Origin of the sequence: Brevundimonas abyssalis TAR-001, assembly GCF_000466985.1 — a bacterium.
Taxonomy (GTDB): domain Bacteria; phylum Pseudomonadota; class Alphaproteobacteria; order Caulobacterales; family Caulobacteraceae; genus Brevundimonas; species Brevundimonas abyssalis.
In genome coordinates this window covers 91272-106270 of record NZ_BATC01000003.1, presented here as the reverse complement: position 1 = coordinate 106270, position 14999 = coordinate 91272, and the positions used below count along the sequence as shown (strand labels likewise).

The 14999-nt window shown below is 67.8% G+C and carries 17 protein-coding genes, 1 tRNA gene and 3 pseudogenes; 10 read left to right on the top strand and 11 right to left on the bottom strand.

What is annotated here, in order from left to right:
* The 3 genes from MBEBAB_RS15425 to MBEBAB_RS01715 all read left to right on the top strand — a co-directional run.
* Window positions 1-188, top strand: a 188-nt coding sequence (locus MBEBAB_RS15425; protein WP_148291397.1) for a response regulator, incomplete at its 5' end; no start/stop codon positions are given.
* A 45-nt stretch (window positions 189-233) separates the two neighbouring features.
* Complete coding sequence (locus tag MBEBAB_RS01720; protein ID WP_021696194.1) at window positions 234-983, top strand: DUF72 domain-containing protein; 750 nt, start codon at window positions 234-236, stop codon at window positions 981-983.
* Between the two features lie 56 nt (window positions 984-1039).
* A complete protein-coding gene (locus MBEBAB_RS01715) occupies window positions 1040-2101 on the top strand; it encodes an NAD(P)-dependent alcohol dehydrogenase (RefSeq protein WP_021696193.1) in 1062 nt (353 codons plus the stop codon).
* On the opposite strand, the gene MBEBAB_RS01710 is transcribed toward MBEBAB_RS01715, so the two are convergent.
* A complete protein-coding gene (locus MBEBAB_RS01710; RefSeq protein ID WP_021696192.1) occupies window positions 2098-2751 on the bottom strand; it encodes a thiamine phosphate synthase in 654 nt (217 codons plus the stop codon). The genes MBEBAB_RS01715 and MBEBAB_RS01710 overlap by 4 nt on opposite strands.
* Here MBEBAB_RS01710 and MBEBAB_RS01705 point away from each other — a divergent pair.
* The 4 genes from MBEBAB_RS01705 (at window position 2750) to MBEBAB_RS01690 (ending at window position 6411) form a co-directional block, all read left to right on the top strand.
* Window positions 2750-3424 (top strand): YggS family pyridoxal phosphate-dependent enzyme, encoded by a 675-nt coding sequence (locus MBEBAB_RS01705; RefSeq protein WP_021696191.1) that lies wholly within the window; start codon window positions 2750-2752, stop codon window positions 3422-3424. The two genes, MBEBAB_RS01710 and MBEBAB_RS01705, sit on opposite strands and share 2 nt — an antisense overlap.
* Window positions 3425-3505: 81 nt before the next feature.
* Window positions 3506-4192, top strand: coding sequence for a response regulator transcription factor (locus MBEBAB_RS01700; RefSeq protein WP_021696190.1), 687 nt, complete (start codon window positions 3506-3508; stop codon window positions 4190-4192).
* Window positions 4193-4260: 68 nt separating this feature from the next.
* Window positions 4261-4476 carry a hypothetical protein gene (locus tag MBEBAB_RS01695; protein WP_021696189.1) on the top strand — a complete coding sequence of 72 codons (216 nt, stop codon included), beginning with the start codon at window positions 4261-4263 and terminating at the stop codon, window positions 4474-4476.
* A gap of 300 nt (window positions 4477-4776) precedes the next feature.
* On the top strand, window positions 4777-6411 hold the full coding sequence (locus MBEBAB_RS01690; RefSeq protein WP_021696188.1) for an ATP-binding protein: 1635 nt from the start codon (window positions 4777-4779) through the stop codon (window positions 6409-6411).
* Window positions 6412-6481: 70 nt separating this feature from the next.
* Here the strand turns inward: MBEBAB_RS01690 and MBEBAB_RS16400 are convergent, their stop codons facing one another.
* The 8 genes and pseudogenes from MBEBAB_RS16400 to MBEBAB_RS01645 all read right to left on the bottom strand — a co-directional run bounded on the left by MBEBAB_RS16400 (window position 6482) and on the right by MBEBAB_RS01645 (window position 11222).
* Entirely contained in the window at window positions 6482-7354 is an 873-nt protein-coding gene (locus MBEBAB_RS16400; RefSeq protein WP_158332106.1) for a BLUF domain-containing protein, read from the bottom strand.
* Window positions 7355-7632: 278 nt separating this feature from the next.
* A tRNA-Gly gene (locus MBEBAB_RS01675) sits at window positions 7633-7707 on the bottom strand.
* Between the two features lie 85 nt (window positions 7708-7792).
* Window positions 7793-8582 (bottom strand): annotated as a pseudogene (locus MBEBAB_RS01670) (TraB/GumN family protein).
* A 202-nt stretch (window positions 8583-8784) separates the two neighbouring features.
* On the bottom strand, window positions 8785-8994 hold the full coding sequence (locus MBEBAB_RS01665; protein ID WP_021696185.1) for a hypothetical protein: 210 nt from the start codon (window positions 8992-8994) through the stop codon (window positions 8785-8787).
* A gap of 55 nt (window positions 8995-9049) precedes the next feature.
* Complete coding sequence (locus MBEBAB_RS01660) at window positions 9050-9427, bottom strand: hypothetical protein (protein WP_148291396.1); 378 nt, start codon at window positions 9425-9427, stop codon at window positions 9050-9052.
* A gap of 11 nt (window positions 9428-9438) precedes the next feature.
* On the bottom strand, window positions 9439-9627 hold the full coding sequence (locus MBEBAB_RS01655) for a helix-turn-helix transcriptional regulator (RefSeq protein ID WP_045318646.1): 189 nt from the start codon (window positions 9625-9627) through the stop codon (window positions 9439-9441).
* A 2-nt stretch (window positions 9628-9629) separates the two neighbouring features.
* Window positions 9630-10079, bottom strand: a complete 450-nt coding sequence (locus MBEBAB_RS16395) for a hypothetical protein (RefSeq protein ID WP_021696182.1) — start codon at window positions 10077-10079, stop codon at window positions 9630-9632.
* A 102-nt stretch (window positions 10080-10181) separates the two neighbouring features.
* Complete coding sequence (locus MBEBAB_RS01645) at window positions 10182-11222, bottom strand: 2'-deoxycytidine 5'-triphosphate deaminase (RefSeq protein WP_021696181.1); 1041 nt, start codon at window positions 11220-11222, stop codon at window positions 10182-10184.
* Between the two features lie 90 nt (window positions 11223-11312).
* Between MBEBAB_RS01645 and apaG the strand changes: the two genes are divergently transcribed.
* Window positions 11313-11720 (top strand): Co2+/Mg2+ efflux facilitator ApaG/CorD, encoded by a 408-nt coding sequence (apaG, locus tag MBEBAB_RS01640; RefSeq protein ID WP_021696180.1) that lies wholly within the window; start codon window positions 11313-11315, stop codon window positions 11718-11720.
* Window positions 11721-11847: 127 nt separating this feature from the next.
* Here apaG and MBEBAB_RS01635 read toward each other — a convergent pair.
* Window positions 11848-12362 (bottom strand): annotated as a pseudogene (locus MBEBAB_RS01635) (GcrA family cell cycle regulator).
* A 213-nt stretch (window positions 12363-12575) separates the two neighbouring features.
* Here MBEBAB_RS01635 and MBEBAB_RS01630 point away from each other — a divergent pair.
* Window positions 12576-13394 carry an ABC transporter permease gene (locus MBEBAB_RS01630; RefSeq protein WP_045318666.1) on the top strand — a complete coding sequence of 273 codons (819 nt, stop codon included), beginning with the start codon at window positions 12576-12578 and terminating at the stop codon, window positions 13392-13394.
* A 34-nt stretch (window positions 13395-13428) separates the two neighbouring features.
* Window positions 13429-14316, top strand: a complete 888-nt coding sequence (locus tag MBEBAB_RS01625; RefSeq protein ID WP_021696177.1) for a M28 family metallopeptidase — start codon at window positions 13429-13431, stop codon at window positions 14314-14316.
* A 3-nt stretch (window positions 14317-14319) separates the two neighbouring features.
* Here the strand turns inward: MBEBAB_RS01625 and MBEBAB_RS01620 are convergent.
* Window positions 14320-14987 (bottom strand): annotated as a pseudogene (locus MBEBAB_RS01620) (J domain-containing protein).
* Window positions 14988-14999 lie beyond the last annotated feature (12 nt).

Sequence of the window (14999 nt, the reverse complement as noted above, 5' to 3'; positions counted from 1 at the left end):
CCGTACGGGGTTCAGCCCCCACCCCCATCGTCATGCTGAGCGCCAACGCCATGCCCGAGCACCGGGATCAGTCCCGCGAGGCCGGGGCGGACATCCATGTTCCCAAGCCCATCACCGCCGCGACCCTGCTGGCGGGCATTCTGGCGGTGACGTCGCAAGGGTGCGCGAGCGAACAGACTACGGCATAATCCGTCGGGCCGCGCCATGCGGCTGAATACGGAGCGGGACCGGTCATGAGCGGAGCCATCCACATCGGCGTCGGCGGCTGGACCTATGAGCCGTGGCGGGGCGTGTTCTATCCCGACGGCCTGGTCCAGAAGCGCGAGCTGGAATATGCCGCCTCGAAGCTGGGCTCCATCGAGATCAACGGCACCTACTATTCCACCTTCAAGCCGGACAGCTGGCGGAAATGGCGCGACGAGACGCCAGACGGGTTCGTCTTTTCGGTCAAGGCCAGCCGCTACTGCACCAATCGCAAGGTCCTGTCCGAGGGCGGCGAGAGCTTCGACCGCTTCCTGTCCCAGGGCCTGACCGAGCTGGGCGACAAGCTGGGGCCGATCAACTGGCAGTTCATGGCCACCAAGAAGTTCGACCCGGAGGATTTCGAGGGCTTTCTCAAGCTGTTGCCGAAGGAGAAGGACGGCCTGCGTCTGCGCCATGCGCTGGAGGTGCGGAACCCCGGTTTCGATGTGCCGCAGTTCCACGATCTGGCGGCGAAATACGGCGCGGCCATCGTCTACGCCGAGGACGACGAGGCGCCGGAGTGGCCGCGCATCGACCAGGACACGGGCGATTTCCGCTATGCCCGGCTCATGTCCAGCCGCGAGGACGAGCCCTCCGGCATGACGGCGGCTGAGCTGGACGCCGTGGCGGACCGGGTGAAGGGCTGGAGCACGACAGGCGAGGTGTTCGCCTATTTCATCGCCGGGGCGAAGGTGAGGAACCCGGCCGCGGCCATGGCCCTGATCGAAAGGGTCTCCTGACGGTTGCGCCTGCCCCCGCGAGACCACACCTAGTCTGAAGCTGTCAGGAGATCTCCATGCCCATCGCCACCCGCGCCTTCGCCGCCGTCGCCGCCGACAAGCCGCTTGAGCCCTACCGCTTCGACCGTCGCGATCCCGGCCCGGACGACGTGGCCATCGAGATCAAATACTGCGGCGTCTGCCACTCGGACCTGCACATCGCCAAGAATGACCTGGGCGGCACGCGCTATCCCATCGTGCCGGGCCACGAGATCGCCGGTCTGGTGACGGCGGTGGGCGGGAACGTCAGCCGCTTCAAGGTCGGCGACCGGGTGGGCGTGGGCTGCATGGTGGACAGCTGCCGCACCTGCGCGGCCTGTCAGGAGGGCGAGGAGCAGTACTGCGTCCCCGGCATGACCCAGACCTACGGCTCGGCCGATCCGCTGGGCGAACCGGTGAGCCAGGCCATCACCCAGGGCGGCTATTCGGACCGCATCACGGTGAACCAGGACTTCGTGCTGCGCATTCCCGACAGCCTGCCGCTGGACGCCGCCGCGCCCCTGCTGTGCGCGGGCATCACCACCTATTCGCCGCTGCGCCACTGGAACGTGGGCGAGGGCTCGAAGGTCGCCGTGGTGGGTCTGGGCGGTCTGGGCCACATGGCGGTCAAGCTGGCCCACGCCATGGGCGCGGAGGTGACGGTGCTGTCCACCTCGGACCGCAAGAAGGCGGACGCCGAGCGCATGGGCGCGAAACACTTCCTGATCAATTCGGACAAGGCGGCCATGCAGGCGGCGGCCGAAAAGTTCGACCTGATCATCAACACCGTCTCGGCCACCCACGAGATCGCCGGGCACCTGAACCTGCTGGCCCGCGACGGGACCATGGTCATGCTGGGCCTGACCACCGAGGGCATGCCGGTGTTCGCCATGCCGCTGCTGTGGCGTCGCCGCGCCGTGGCCGGCAGCCTGATCGGCGGCATCCGCGAGACCCAGGAGATGCTGGACTTCTGCGCCGAGCATGGCATCGCCTGCGATATCGAGACCATCGCCCCGGACCAGATCAACGAAGCCTACGCCCGCATGGAGAAGTCGGACGTGCGCTACCGCTTCGTCATCGACATGGCGAAGATGGCCTAGGCCTTCGCGGCCGGGGCGAAAGCCCTGGCCACGCCCTCCGCTCCGGCGAGGCCGCAGACCCCGCTGTCCGCCAGCACCGCCGCATTGCCCGCGTGCACCCCGCCCAGCGCGATCACCGGCAGCCCGGCGGCGCGGGTCCAGGCTGCGAAGCGTTCGGGGCCCAGCGCCGCGCCGCCGGACGGGCTGGCGGTGGGAAAGACGGGCGAAAGCAGGGCCGCGTCCAGCCGCAGGGCCGCCGCGCGCGCCAGGGCTTCCGGCGAATGGGCCGCCCCGGTGACCAGCGCCAGACCAGCCCCTCGGGCCTCGTCCGCCTGATCGAGGGCGCGCTCGGGCAGATGCACGCCGTCCGCGCCGACGGCGACGGCCAGGGCCACGTCCAGCCCGATCAGCAGGCGCACCCCCGCCGCGCGCGTCACATCCCTCAGCCGCCGGGCGTCCGCCTCGGCCCCGGGCCGGCCGAAGGCGCGGTGGATCACCGCCGCGCCGGCGGGCAGGCGGGCGGCGATCTCCCATGGACGGGGCGTGCGGTCCGGATCGGTGACGAAGATCAGGGGCGGCAGGCCCGCCGCCGACGGGCTGACACGGGCGGCGGCGCGGTTTAAGGCCTTGGCCGTCTCCCACAATCGGGTCGCTTCGTCGGACAGGACCATGGATTCTCTCGTCGCCTCAGCCCTGGACACGGTGCGCCGCCGCATCGCCAAGGCGGCCCGCGCGGCGGGGCGGGATCCTTCGGATATCACGCTGACCGCCGTTTCCAAGCAGCAGCCCGAACCGGCGATCCAGGCCGTGCTCAACGCCGGCCAGCGCGTGTTCGGCGAAAACCGGGTTCAGGAGGCGCAGGGCCGCTGGACCGAACGGCGCGCCGCCCTGCCCGGTCTGCACCTGCGGTTGATCGGCCCCCTGCAGTCCAACAAGGCGGACCAGGCCCTGGCCCTGTTCGATGTGATCGAGACCCTGGACCGGGACAAGCTGGCGCGGGCGCTCGCCGAGGCGGGCATGAAGGCCGGCGTGCGGCCCCGGGTGCTGATTCAGCTCAACACCGGCGAGGAGCCGCAGAAGGCGGGAGTCATTCCGACCGAGGCGGACACCTTCATCGCGCGGGTCCGCGCCGAGTACGACTTCGACCTTCAGGGCCTGATGTGCATTCCGCCGCTTGAGGAGGAGCCGGCCATGCATTTCGCCCTGCTGGCCCGGATCGCGGCGCGCAACGGCCTCGAGGCGCTGTCCATGGGCATGAGCGGGGATTACGAGACGGCCGTGCGGTTTGGCGCGACCCATGTGCGCGTCGGCTCGGCCCTGTTCGGCGCCCGTTCCGGCGGCTGATCGGGCGAGAAGTCTCGCAAGACGTGCGAATTTCGCCGTTCAAGCCTTGGCGAGAGGCGCGGCGCTCGCCATTCTTGTTCCATGGCGCAATCCAAAACCCTCCTGATCATCGACGACGACACCGAGCTGCGCGAGGCGCTGGCCGAACAGCTGGACATGCACGACGAGTTCAGGACCGTTCAGGCCGCCACGGCCACCGACGGGGTGCGCATGGGCAAGGAGATCCGCGCCGACCTGATCCTGCTGGACGTGGATCTGCCGGACATGGACGGGCGCGAGGCCTGCCGCCAGCTGCGCAAGGCCGGGGTCAAGACGCCGATCATCATGCTGACCGGGGCGGTGGCGGATTCCGACGCGATCCTGGGGCTGGATTCGGGCGCCAACGACTATGTCACCAAGCCCTTCCGGTTCGGCGTGCTGCTGGCGCGCATCCGCGCCCACCTGCGCAGCCACGAACAGTCCGAGGACGCGGTCTTCACCGTCGGCCCCTACGAGTTCCGGCCCGCCGGCAAGATGCTGATGGGGCCCAAGGACAAGAAAATCCGCCTGACGGAGAAGGAAACCAACATCCTGAAGTACCTCTACCGCGCCGGGGCCAAGCCCGTATCGCGTGAGGAGCTTCTCGCGGAGGTGTGGGGCTACAACGCCGGGGTCACCACCCACACCCTGGAGACCCATATCTATCGTCTGCGCCAGAAGATCGAGCCCGAACCGGGCCAGGCGCGGCTGCTGGTCACCGACGCCGGCGGCTACCGGCTGCAGCCCTGAGCGAAAGCCGAGGACGCCTCCGGCGCCTTCGTTCCGTGACGAAGCGCCGGCAAGCCTCCAGACCATGGATGCAGCGCTCGTCAGTAGCCGAGCTTGTAGCGGAGGCCGACGATCATGGCCTGGTTCTCGTAATCGCCATCGATGGGCGAGAGTCCGCCGGAGCTGAGCTTCGCCCGCTCCTGATCGAGTCCGATCTGCTGGAGCGCGGCCTGCAGGGTGACGGCAAGATCACGCCCAAGGACGTCGAGACCGCCGTCACCCCTGGGCGTGACGCCTTCATTTGAGCCTGCACAACCTGAACGGCCTCGGGCCAGGGCAAGCCTGGGACGAGCGTCTCGCCCCTCGGAACGCAGCCGCTTGCGGCGCACGCCCGCGACCTAGGGCCACGGCCACACGATGCGGCGTTTTGCCGCATCGTGGAGAAATGCCACTTCACGACACGACTCTCACACGACCGGGGTAAGAGAGCAGACCCTGAGCGGCGCCGAACGCTTCAAGGCCGTCTCGCGCGCTCACGGGTCTATTCCTCTCCCAAGTCCAGACGCCTTAGCTCACCCCTCATAAGGGTTAGTCGGGGGTGATTCTTGGGCGTCGATGGAGACAACGGGACCTCGGATCTTCATCGTCCGCGTTCAGGAGGACGAAAGCGGACCTTTGGACTGCGGCGCGCCCAGAGCGCCCGCGCGGGCCTGATCGACCGGACCGAAGACATTCTGACCAGCATCCTCAACCTGGCGGCGGAAGGGGTGATCGTCACGGATGGCGAACTCCGGATTCTGGTGTTCAGCGGCGGGGCGGAAACCATCTTCGGCTATGCGGCCAACGAGATCATCGGGCGCTCGATCGAGGTGCTGATCCCGGAGGGCTATCGCGTCCGGCATCGGGAGCATGTCGCCCGTTTCAAGCAGAACGCCGCAACCAGTCTGCGGATGCGTGGCCGCCTGCAGACCATGGGCGTCTCGAAGTCCGGCGCGACCATACCCATCGAGGTGGACCTGTCGCGGCTGACGGCCCCGCGGGGCGAGATCATCACGGCGATCGTCCGGGATGTCACCGAGCGCGCCGAGGCGGAACGTTCGCTTGCCGCCGCTGCGGACCGCGCCCAGGCGGCCAGTCAGGCCAAGAGCGCCTTCCTGGCCGCCATGGGGCATGAAATCCGCACTCCGCTCAACGGGGTCCTGGGCATGGCCCAGGTCATGGCGACGGACGATCTGCCTCCACGCCAGCGAGAGCGGCTCGCCGTCATTCGCGAGTCTGGCGAAAGCCTGCTGCAGATCCTCAATGATCTGCTCGATCTCTCGAAGATCGAGGCCGGCAAGCTGACACTGGAGGAAGCGGAATTTGACCTGGAGGATCTCCTGCGGAGCACCCACGCCGCCTTTTCAGCGCTCGCCAGCCAGAAGGGCCTGACCTACAGGCTGACGATTTCGGAGCGGGCCAAGGGACTGTATCGAAGCGATCCGCTGCGCCTGCGCCAAATCCTCCACAATCTGATTTCCAACGCCATCAAGTTCACGGCGGAAGGAGGCATCGAGGTCTCGGTGGGTCGACGAGAGAACAGGCTGCTCCTGGAGGTGACCGACACCGGCATGGGCATCCCTCCGGACCGCCTGCCGCAGCTCTTTGACAAGTTCGAGCAGGCGGACAGTTCGACGACCCGTCGCTTCGGCGGAACAGGCCTGGGACTGGCGATCTGCCGGGATCTGGCCGGGCTCATGGGCGGGCAGATCAGCGTAACCAGCCGGATGGGGCAGGGCTCGACGTTCAGGGTTGAAATCCCGATGCTCCGGGTTCGGAGGGAACGTGCGCGCACACCGGCGCCGGCCGCCGCAATCCGCCCGGAAAGCGACCTCAGCATCCTTGTGGCCGAGGACAATCCGACAAATCAGATCGTCCTGCGGGCGTTGCTTGAAGCGGCGGGGCTGGACCCTGTGATCGTATCGGATGGGGCGGCGGCCATGGAGGCATGGCAGTCGAGGAGCTGGGATCTTATCCTGATGGATGTTCAGATGCCCGTGATGGACGGCCCCACCGCGGCCGCCGCCATCAGGGCGATCGAAGCGGCGGAAGACCGGCCGCGGACGCCCATTCTGGCGGTGACGGCAAACGCCATGGCCCACCAGATTGACGAGTATGCATCCGCGGGAATGGACGGCGTCGTCGCCAAGCCCATTCAGCTGGAGGCGCTGCTGACCGCCATAGCGGAATTCACAGACTAGACCGACGCCCTTACCCGCGCCCGCAACCTCGGCGCCGTCTCCGGACGCGCCGGGCCGTGCGGGGAGCCGGCTATGCGGATCGACTGGTCATGGCGGGCTCCATCTGGTCGTTGCCGACGGCGCCGCCGGCAGCGCCCACGGCGCAGGGCCTGTCGAGACAGATGCCCGCCAGCGGGCAGGGACGGCGCGAATGCAGATCCTTCCGGGGGGACGTCTCGGTCAGGTCCCGCATCACGGTGAGCAACCCCAGGGCAGAGGCAGGAGACAGGCTCTCCGGATGGAAACCCTCCCTCAGCGCCGGCTCGTCCCCGACCATCTCCGCGTCAGACTGGAACAGGCCGCAACAGACGCTCCAGTCCGGAAAGCGCCGCGCGGGCGCCGTCTGGTCGCATATGATCGACAGGGCGGCGTGGCTCCGATCACACGAGATTTCCCCGTACACCTGCCTGACCTTGTCCCTTGGTCCCTCCAGAACGCTGAGGAACCTGCCGTCATAGGCGAACAGGATGCCGGTGACGTCCAGGGTCGACTTTCGCCGGGCTCCGGACTCCTGAGCCTGATCGAGCAATTCGTGCAGACGCCCGGCCGCCGAATTCGCGGTGCTGTGGTAGATGAGGCGGTGGAAGCCGGTGTCGGTGGACAGTGGGGCCGCTCGCGACGACCGTGAGGTTCGCCCGGCGGTCTGCGCGGGGTCCCCCGACAGGCAGACGCCTACGCCTCCATCCTCGCAACTGTCAAAGGCGATGCCCATGGCCGAGAACGCCTCGAAAAGCGCCCGCAGCGTCCGGCTGTTTGCGCCCACGGGGCCCCGAATACGCTCCAACCGCTTGATCGTCTCCAGACTCAGGCTGCAGCGCCGAGCCAACTCCGACTGATCGATACGCGCAAGCGCCCGGGCCGCCCTGATTTGCTCGCCCGTAAGCGCCGACGAAATGAACTGCATCTACCCGTATCCCAACCAACAAATACACTTTGAGTACAATTTCTTCCACCTCCGGCATACTTGATACGTGAGGGCGCTTACTTAGGTACACAATGCGGATAAACGCCATCAACCGCAGACTTTATTACATAAAATTGCTCGCGCCCGCCTCCCATAGATGACGGCTCAAATGTCGCGGCGCGACCGGGACGCGAACGCAATCGGCACAACCGCCCCCAAAAATCGCCCAAATGCGTCTCGGGGTCATCCGGATAAAGGCGGCGAACCGTTGAAAATATTGGAGCGGGCGGGGGGAATCGAACCCCCGACATTCAGCTTGGGAAGCTGACGTTCTACCTCTGAACTACGCCCGCCTGAGGCTCGTCCGCTTATCCGATGAATGGCCGGACAAGAAAAGGCCCGACGCGCGAGGCGTCGGGCCTTTCCCTTTTCATGGGGTCAGCGGCGGGTGACGGTCACGCCGCGGTCCTCCAGCATCGACTGAACGCTGTCGTCACCGGCCAGGTGGGCGGCGCCCACGGCGATGAAGGCCGTGCCCGAGCCTTCCAGCATGGTCTGGATCTGGCCGGCCCAGTCGGCGTTGCGGTCGACCAGCAGGACATCATAGAGCTGGCCCCACTCGGCCTGCATCTCGTCGACGACCAGGCTTCGAAGCCTCCACATCGCCGGCGGCCCACAGCTCGACCATGCTGTCCAGCATCTCTTCAGCCTCTTCCCAGGTGGCCAGCGATTGGCGCAGGAACTGCAGCTGAACCTCCTGCGGCAGATCGTGGAAGAAGCGGAACTGCTGTTCCAGGGTCTCGAACCCGCGCACCGTGGTCCCGGCCTCGTCCGCCGAGGCCTTCAGCCGGGTGTCGACGCCCGAGGCCGGGTCGTAGCCGGCCCGGACGGCGGCGGCGACGGAGACCTGAAGGCCGACCAGCCAGGGCTGCATCACCTCCATGGCCTGGGGCGGCACGCCGATGGCGGCGGCCACGGCCTGAAGCTGGGCGTTCTCCTCATCGGTCAACAGGCTGGACAGGGGCTCCCCGCCGATGTTCAGGCCATACTGCTGGATCAGGGGCATGGCGGCGGCCTGGTCGTCCACATTGGGCACTTCCAGCCACAGCTCGGCCGCCTCGGTCAGGGCGGCCTCCAGGCCCGGGGTGCGCCACTGGGTCTCGGGCTTCAGCAGGTGCACCGTGCCGAACAGGTAGATGGTGGAGTCCTCGTCGCTGACGACCCACATGGCCGGGCCGGGCTGGTGCGCCTCCTGGGCCAGGGCGAAGCTGGGGGTTCCCGCGACGGCGGCGAACAGGCCGACGCCCAGGGCGGTTCCGGCGCCCAGACGGGCGGCCAGGGTTCCGGCGTGCTTGATGCGATTGATGATGGTCATGGCTCGTTTCCTTTATGGACAGTCAGGGTGATGGATACTCAGGGTGAAAAGGGTGTCAGTTGAGGCCCCGGCGCAGCCCCACGGTGGCGGAGCAGACCAGGTACAGGCCCATGACGACGACCAGGATGTCCCAGGCCGTGAGGGTCGGCGCGACGCCCAGCCGCTCGGCGACGGCCCAGCCGAACAGGGCGGCCTGACCGATCCAGAAGGCCAGGCTCCGGACTCCAGGATGACCCGTCGGATCATCTCGTCGCCGCGCCGCCACAGGCTCAGGTTCATGGCCGTGTGCAGGGCGAAAACCACCGCGATGGCGGCCAGGGTCAGCTCGGGGGCGGGGTTGCCGGACAAGACCGCCACAACCGGCGCAGCAGCAACAGGCCGGATAGAACCAGCACCGCGCCCTGAAGGCGCATGTCTCGCACCTCCGTGGGACCGGCCGGCGCATCGGCGGATGTGGCGGCGGCCAGGGCGCGGCCGTTGCGGGAGGCCGCCAGGACGGACAGGCCGCCGGCGGCCAGCATCATGGCCACGATCAGGGCCACGGCGTCGCTCCAGCCCAGGCCGTCGAGCGCAGGAAGCTCGACATAATCGACCAGCAGCCAGCCGACGCCGTAGCCGACGATCCCGCCCATGACGGCGAAGCCGGCCAGTTTGAGCAGTTTGAATCGCGTGTCGGCGGATTTTTGAAGAGCGGTCATGATTTCCTCCTTCACTCGGAAAAGATGTCTTCGATGGCCAGGCCGAAGGTTCTGGCGATCTTGAAGGCGAGGGGCAGGGACGGGTCGTAGCGGCCGGTCTCCAGCGCATTGACGGTCTGGCGCGAGACGCCGAGCTGGTCGGCCAGGTCAGCCTGGCTCCAGTCCCGTTCGGCGCGCAGCACCTTGAGGCGGTTGTTCATGATCAGACCCTCTTGGAGACCCACCAGGCGAACCAGGCCACGCCGTAGCCGATCAGCATCGGCAGCAGCACCAGACTGGCGCCCGCGATCAGCAGGGAGCTGTAGGTGGCGTCGGCGGGGACCGGGGCGTCGCCGCCGTAGGCTTCCGCGAGCATCAGGGCGCCGATCCCGACGCACATGCCGATGGAGCCGCCCCAGTACCAGGCCCATTTGTGCGCCTCGCGCACCGCCTCGTCAGCGCGGATCCACCACCAGACTGTTCCGGCGATCAGCAGGCCGAACATGACGAACAGGATCAAGGCGCTCATGACCGGCCCCGGCAAGCCGCCGGTGTGCTCCAGCCAGGCGTAGACGCCGCCGGTGACGGCGCCGATCAGCATGGTCGCTCCCATCAGGAGCCAGAAACGTCCGGCGCTGCTCATCTTGCGGCGGGGGCGGGGCGAGGCGGTCATGGCAATGGTCCTTGTCAATGTGACAAGTGACCTTTACCTATCGAGTCCCGTTCGTGTCAAGCGTCATTGACAGAAAATCAAACGACCTTGTCCAAAAAGGGCTCAGCCCTCGGGCCAGACCCTGAAATGCTTCGATAATTTCAGCCCCTGTCGCTGATAGTGCGACCCACCCTCGCCATAGAGCCGCTCGGGCCGTTCGGTCAGGGGCTCATAAACCAGCCGCGCCACCGTCTGGCCGTGCTCCAGCAGGAACGGGGTGTCGTGGGTGCGCACCTCCAGCACCCCGCGCGATCCGGCCCCGTGGGCCTCGTCGGTGCCGAAGCCGGGGTCGAAGAACCCGGCGTAATGCACCCGGAACTCTCCCACCGACGGATCGATGGGCGTCATCTCGGCGGCCTGATCGACAGGGATCTCCACCGACTCCATGGAGGCCAGGATGTAGAACTCGCCCGGGTCCAGCAGCAGTTCGCCCGGACGGCCGTCGCGGCTGCGCGCCTCCAGCGGCTCCCAGAAATCGCGCGGATCGTGGCCGTCCTCCCGGTCCAGGTCGATGATCCCCGCATGGCGGCGGCCCCGGAAGCCGATGATCCCCTCGCTCAGCTCGACCCCCACGCTGCGGGTCTCCAGGCGGGGCGGCTCGCCCGCCTTCAGGCGCAGCTGGTTCAGCCGCGTGCCGGGGCGCACCAGAACCGAGAAGGTCTGGGGCGCGATCTCCAGATAGAGCGGCCCGTCATAGCCCTCGGCCACATCGTCGAAGGCCAGACCCCGGTCGGTGAGCAGGCGCACGAACACGTCCACTCGCCCGGACGAACTCTTGGGATTGGCCCGCGCCAGCAGGCCGGGTGGCAGCTTCAGCCGCTCCTGAAGCTCGGCGATATAGACGCAGCCCTTCTCCAGCACCGCCCCGCCCTCCAGGTCGATCTGGTGCATGGCCACATCCTTGAGGCGCTCCTCCACCCGCCGGTCGCCGGGCAGGAACGAGGCCCGCACCCGCCAGACGCGCGCGCCCAGCCGCAGGTCCAGGCTGGCGGGCTGCACCTGGTCGGCGTCAAAGGGGGTGGCCGAGGTCACCGCACCGGCGGCGATCAGGGCCTCAATGGCCTGGCAGGGCAGGATTCCGGGGCGGGAGAAATCGAGGGTCATGGCCGAACCTTACACAGATTCCGGAGGGACAAGAGGGAAAGGCGCACCGTCGCGGTTGCACCCTGTGCAGGGGTCCGTAAGGGTGGCGGCATGAAACGCAAGGGTTCCTACGAAGCCGAAACACGGGGCATCCGGGTCCGGGTCACGCCCATGTACCTGGACGGCGAATCCGCGCCCGAGGAAGGGCGCTGGATCTGGGCCTACCATATCGAGATCGAGAACCGGGGCGAGGCGGAGGTTCAGCTTCTGGCCCGTCACTGGATCATCACCGACGCCATGGGTCATGTGGAGGAGGTGCGCGGATCGGGCGTGGTGGGCGAACAGCCCATGATCGGGCCGGGCGACACCTACGCCTACGCCTCGGGCTGCCCCCTGGCGACCTCATCGGGCGCCATGCAGGGCGCCTACCGCATGGTGGACGAGGCGGGAGTCAGCTTTGACGTGACCATCCCCCCCTTCTCGCTGGACGTGCCGGACGCGCGGCGGGTCCTGAACTAGCCAGGCGGGTGAGGGGCCGCGCCAACCCGGAGAATCGCGGCCCCGCCCCAGGCCCGCCAGCGAAACCGGCGGGGCGGACGGCAGCCCCCTTAAGGGGCGTTCGTGACAGACCTGTGGCTGATCCGGGTCAGATGTAGCGGCGCAGGGAGCGGGCCAGCTCGGTGGCGCCGTCGCGCGAACCGCGACGGATCTGCGGCTGGTAGGCCAGCTTGGCGTGCTCCACGCAGTAGGTGGCGCCTTCGTCGGAGCGGCGGCCGCAGAAGCTGAAGTCCGACGAGGTCGGATCGCCGATGGGCCATTTGCACATGTGGGCGCCGAGGGTCAGCACCGTGGCCGTGCCCGGCATGTCCGGTATGCGGGGCGCCGGCGGGGTCGGCGGCACGGGCGCAGTGCGCGGCTGGGCCGCCTCGATGCGGCGCGGCGCCGAGGCTGCGCCGGGCGCGGACGCGGCGCGCGGAAGGTTGTGCGCGCGGGTTGCGACGGTGCGGCGCGGCCGGACAGGCCAAGGCGGTGCACCTTGCCGATCACGGCGTTCCGGGTGACGCCGCCGCCCAGCTGTTTGGCGATCTGACTCGCCGACTGCCCCTCCAGCCAGAGCTTCTTCAGCGCGCCAACGCGGTCTTCGGTCCAGCCCTGAGACATGCCACCCTCCAAGGTCGCTGATTCAATATCTTGTGCGAAGGGCGTCCTGCACGTCCTTCAACCACAACTGATCGTAAACTACTCCTTAAGGGACGCAACATCTGGCGCCTGTCGTATCCACAGAAACCACATCTTGAATCAATGTTCCGCGAATCTGGCGCCGATCGACGGGGCCGCCTTGCGAACCCCGGCCTGAAAGCGCATCTGGCGGCCATGACCGAGCTGAGCCACCTGCCCGCCACGCCCCCCTCCCCGCGCGCCTATCCGGGGATCAACTGGATCGGGGTGCAGACCCTGTATCTGCGGGAGGTGCGGCGGTTCATGAAGGTGGGGGCCCAGACCGTGGCCGCCCCCGTAGTCACCACCCTGCTCTACATGATGGTGTTCGTGGTGGCGCTGCAGGGCGGTCGTCCGCCGCTGCTGGGCATCGCCTTCGCCGAGTTCGTGGCCCCGGGCCTGATCATGATGGCGATCCTGAACAACGCCTTCGCCAACGCCTCGTCCAGCCTGATCCAGGCCAAGATCATGGGCACGGCCACCGACTTCCTGACCCCGCCGCTGAGCCCGCTGGAGCTGATGATCGGCTTCTCGCTGGGCGCGGCGACCCGCGGCGTGCTGGTGGGACTGGTGACCGCGATCTGCGTGCTGCCGTTCGCGCGGCTGGGCGTGGCCAACCTGGCCGCCATCCTGTTCTTCGGCGTCGTGGCGTCCATGCTGATGGGCATGCTCGGCGTGCTGGCGGGCTTGTGGTCCGAGAAGTTCGACCATCTGGCGGCGGTGCAGAATTTCGTGGTCATGCCCATGACCTTCCTGTCGGGCGCCTTCTATCTGGTGGAGCGCCTGCCCGAGCCCTTCGCCACCCTCAGCCACTTCAACCCGATGTTCTATCTGATCGACGGGTTCCGCTATGGCTTCATCGGCCATTCGGAGGGGAACCTGACGGTGGGGGTCATCGCCAGCCTGCTCATCACCGCGACCCTGGCCGTGATCTGCTATCTGGTGTTCCGCAGCGGCTGGCGGCTCAAGAGCTGATCCGTTAAGCGTGGCGGCAAACAAGGACACCGCCATGCTTCGCACCCTGACCGCCGCTTGCGCCCTTCTGGCCTTCGCCACCCCCGCCCTGGGCCAGGACGAGGCCGCCCTTCGGGAGGCGGTCGCCGCCTATGACCAGCCGTCCAACGCCGAGCGGCTGGCGGTTCTGACCGGCCAGCTGGACGCCGCGGGTCTCGCGTACGAAATCCAGACCTTCGAGGGCGGCGGGCGCGCGGGCGCCATGACCGGCTCCAACGTCATCGTCACCCTGGGCGAGGGCGAACGGGACCTGCTTCTGACCGCGCACTATGACGCCGTCGTCCTGCAATCCGGCGAACTGGCCGACGGGCTGGTGGACAACGCAGCCTCCACCGTCGCCCTGATCGAGGCGGCCCGGGTTCTGAGCGGCCGCGACCTGAACCACCGCGTCCAGGTGATCTTCTTCGACCAGGAGGAGCTGGGCCTGATCGGCGCCCAACGCTGGATCGCGGCCAACGGAACAGACCGCGTGGCGGCGGTGGTCAACTCCGACGTGGCGGCCTTCGGCGACACGCTCATGTACGGCGAGAACAACGGCGAGCGATCGGGCTTCGTCCTGACCGCGCTGCGCGAGGAATGCGCGGAGCGGGCCATGACCTGCGTCGGCTTTCCCGTCTACCCGCCCAGCGATGACCGCGCCTTCATCGCCGCCGAGGTCCCGGTGGTCTCCATCGGTTTCCAGAACCGCGTCGGCGCCCATCAGATGTGGCTGGCCTTCAACGGCGGCCGCTCCAACGGCCTGGCCGAGGGCTTCGTGCCCGAGGTGTTCCAGCTGATCCATTCCGAGGGCGATGTGATCGAGGCGGTCGACCCCGCCACCGTGGCCCTGGCGGCGGAGGTCTATGTGGATCTGATCACGCGCCTGGACGCGGCGGCCCAATAAGCTTCAGGCCATCTTGGCCTTGGTCAGGGTCTTCCAGGCCCGGATCACCCGCTGCAGCTTGTCCTCGGCCGAGCGGTCCCCGCCGTTGTGGTCGGGGTGGCAGCGCTTGAGCAGTTCGTAATACCGCGCCCGGATGGCCTCCCGCGCCACGCCCGGATCCAGATCCAGGTCGGCCAGGGCCTGACGCTCCAGCCGGCCGATGGGGGCGGTTTCCGGACCCTCGGCCGCGCGGCCCTGGTGATCCTGGCCGAACATGGCGAACGGGTCCGACCAGCGGCCGGCCCCGGTCTTGTTTCCCGTGCCGAATTTGGCGGCGAAGGCGGCGGCTTCCCGCGACATGCGCCCGGCCTTCATCTCCCAGGTGGGGCGCCCGCCGGTCATCTGCTCGTTCTCATAGCGGGAGCGGATCTCGCCCTCGCTCATGCCGGCGTAGAAATTCCAGCTCTTGTTGTACTGGGCGGCGTGGGCCTGACAGAATTCGTAGACTCGTTCAGCTGCTCGCGCGACCGGGGCGCGCGGGCGGTGGCCACCTTCAGGCAATCGGGGTGCTGGCACTGCTTTTCGCCGGGCTTCAGGCGCAGCACATCGGCCGCGGCCTCCTCCTCTTCGGGGCGCGGCGGCTTGATCCGCATATCCTTGAAGCGAGGCTTGTATTGAAACGAGGCTGACATCATCCGAAGTGT

Bases quoted from the DNA above. Each gene is read 5' to 3' on its own strand.
- MBEBAB_RS01630 (WP_045318666.1), top strand. From the start codon at position 12,576: ATGACCGAGCTGAGCCACCTGCCCGCCACGCCCCCCTCCCCGCGCGCC.
- MBEBAB_RS01705 (WP_021696191.1), top strand. From the start codon at position 2,750: ATGGATTCTCTCGTCGCCTCAGCCCTGGACACGGTGCGCCGCCGCATC.
- MBEBAB_RS01660 (WP_148291396.1), bottom strand. From the start codon at position 9,427: ATGACCGCTCTTCAAAAATCCGCCGACACGCGATTCAAACTGCTCAAA.
- MBEBAB_RS01655 (WP_045318646.1), bottom strand. From the start codon at position 9,627: ATGAACAACCGCCTCAAGGTGCTGCGCGCCGAACGGGACTGGAGCCAG.
- MBEBAB_RS01645 (WP_021696181.1), bottom strand. From the start codon at position 11,222: ATGACCCTCGATTTCTCCCGCCCCGGAATCCTGCCCTGCCAGGCCATT.
- apaG (WP_021696180.1), top strand. From the start codon at position 11,313: ATGAAACGCAAGGGTTCCTACGAAGCCGAAACACGGGGCATCCGGGTC.
- MBEBAB_RS16400 (WP_158332106.1), bottom strand. From the start codon at position 7,354: ATGCAGTTCATTTCGTCGGCGCTTACGGGCGAGCAAATCAGGGCGGCC.
- MBEBAB_RS01625 (WP_021696177.1), top strand. From the start codon at position 13,429: ATGCTTCGCACCCTGACCGCCGCTTGCGCCCTTCTGGCCTTCGCCACC.
- MBEBAB_RS01700 (WP_021696190.1), top strand. From the start codon at position 3,506: ATGGCGCAATCCAAAACCCTCCTGATCATCGACGACGACACCGAGCTG.
- MBEBAB_RS01695 (WP_021696189.1), top strand. From the start codon at position 4,261: ATGCAGCGCTCGTCAGTAGCCGAGCTTGTAGCGGAGGCCGACGATCAT.
- MBEBAB_RS01720 (WP_021696194.1), top strand. From the start codon at position 234: ATGAGCGGAGCCATCCACATCGGCGTCGGCGGCTGGACCTATGAGCCG.
- MBEBAB_RS01710 (WP_021696192.1), bottom strand. From the start codon at position 2,751: ATGGTCCTGTCCGACGAAGCGACCCGATTGTGGGAGACGGCCAAGGCC.
- MBEBAB_RS16395 (WP_021696182.1), bottom strand. From the start codon at position 10,079: ATGACCGCCTCGCCCCGCCCCCGCCGCAAGATGAGCAGCGCCGGACGT.
- MBEBAB_RS01715 (WP_021696193.1), top strand. From the start codon at position 1,040: ATGCCCATCGCCACCCGCGCCTTCGCCGCCGTCGCCGCCGACAAGCCG.